At 67.1% G+C, this 1676-nt stretch carries 1 protein-coding gene; it reads left to right on the top strand.

What is annotated here, in order from left to right; translation table 11 throughout:
- Nucleotides 1-360 precede the first annotated feature (360 nt).
- Nucleotides 361-1527, top strand: coding sequence for a helix-turn-helix domain-containing protein (locus LX15_RS32025; RefSeq protein WP_301305603.1), 1167 nt, complete (start codon nucleotides 361-363; stop codon nucleotides 1525-1527).
- The last annotated feature ends 149 nt before the right edge of the window (nucleotides 1528-1676 follow it).

The following is a 1676-nucleotide window of genomic DNA, read 5'->3' on the forward strand; positions in this document are numbered from 1 at the left end:
GCCCCGCTCCACCAACGGGGCCTCATCCCGCGTCTCGCCCGCTACTGGGGCAGCCCCCGCCCGTGAACGAACACGAGGACTGAACGGACGAGACGCGGTCGCCTATCTCGGCCCGGCGACGGTGACGACCGGTAGGGGTAGCGATGGCATTTCCACCATCCGCGCTCCTGAAGGCATTGGGCGTGGGGCGAGATGCACACCTCGGGAACGCTTCCGAGTCCTGCCGCACCCCGGCGGAGCATCACTCAACACCAGTTGAACTCGGCGAACGTGCACACTTCTTGCACAGCGTGTCATGAGGCAATTACCCAGCGGTGGCACTATGAGGGAGAAGTGCCCCCTCGTGGGAAGGCCACACACATGAAGACCGAAACACCCGGGCCAGGCAGGAACGTCGCGATCATCCGTAAGCAGCGGGGCATGAGTCAGGTGCAACTCGCCCGCGCGGCAGGTGTGTCCGTGTCACTGCTGAGCAAGATCGAGATCGGTGATTGGGCGCTCAGCCCCGGTGTGGCCGCTGCACTTGCCCGAGGCATGGGGGTCACCCTCGACGAGGTTCTCGGTCAGGCGGTGCCCCAGCGTGGCGAGGACGAGCAGCTCAAGGAACTGCGCGCCGTCATGAGGCGGTTCGACCTGCCTGGCGACCCGCCGAGCGACCCCCAGGTCATCAAACGTGAACTGGCCACGATCTTCCGGCTTCGTGGAGACGCCAACCTCCGGGGCTTGCTCACCGCACTCCCGCAGGCGATCACATGCACGACGAACTACGCCCACGCGGCAGGTACGCCGTCGGCGTGGTCCATGGTCGCCGACGTCTACAGCGCGGTGTACTACCTCGCTGCTCGGCACCGGTGGATGGAACTGGCCGAGCTGGCGGTGGTGCGCCAGCAACTCGCGGCCGAGCGCGCCGACCCGTTGACCGCGGTTGTCGCGGTGCGGGACGAGGCCGGAGCCTTCCTGAATTCGGGAGACTTCGCCGGTGGGCTCGCCGTGATCAACCGGGCCATCGTGCGGCTGGAGGGCGCGGAAGACGGGCCGAACAAGGCGTGGGGTCTGGGGCAGTTGCACATGCGCGGCCTGACCCTCGCCGGCCGACTCAGGGAGTCAGCCGAGGTCGCCCGACATGCCAGGGAAGCCGTGCGATGGTCCGAGAACTTCGCCGAGGACGTCGAGATGCACGGGATGCACTTCGGTCCGGAGAACGCGGCCAACCACCTCGTCGCGACGTTCGTCGACCTGGAGCAGCACCGCAAAGCACTCGACGTGATGCGGGACATCAGCCGCCAGCCGCTGAAACTGCCGCCGACGCGCCGGGGTCACCTGCACCTCAACGTCGCCAGGGCGAAACTCGCGTTGAAGGACAGGGAAGGCGCTCTGGAATCCCTGACCGACGCGTGGGAGGTCACCCCTCAGATGGCCAGGGTCCACCCGACCAGTCAGGAGGTCCTGCGGGTCCTCATCACCCTGCACAGGCGGAGCAACCCGAAGTTGGTGAAGCTCGCGAGTCAGGCGGGCGTCACCGTGTGAGTAAAGCGTTCGTGACAGCGGAAACCAACGGCGGGCGGGACATCGGGAGGTGTCCCGCCCGCATCGACTCGACGCTGGTGGCCTCCCGGCTCCAGACACTGCTGGCCGCCACCCAGCCATACGACACCAGCACGGTGATCGACCTCCGC

The sequence above is a fragment of the Streptoalloteichus tenebrarius genome (genome assembly GCF_024171885.1).
Lineage (GTDB): Bacteria > Actinomycetota > Actinomycetes > Mycobacteriales > Pseudonocardiaceae > Streptoalloteichus > Streptoalloteichus tenebrarius.

Bases quoted from the DNA above. Each gene is read 5' to 3' on its own strand.
- LX15_RS32025 (WP_301305603.1), top strand. From the start codon at position 361: ATGAAGACCGAAACACCCGGGCCAGGCAGGAACGTCGCGATCATCCGT.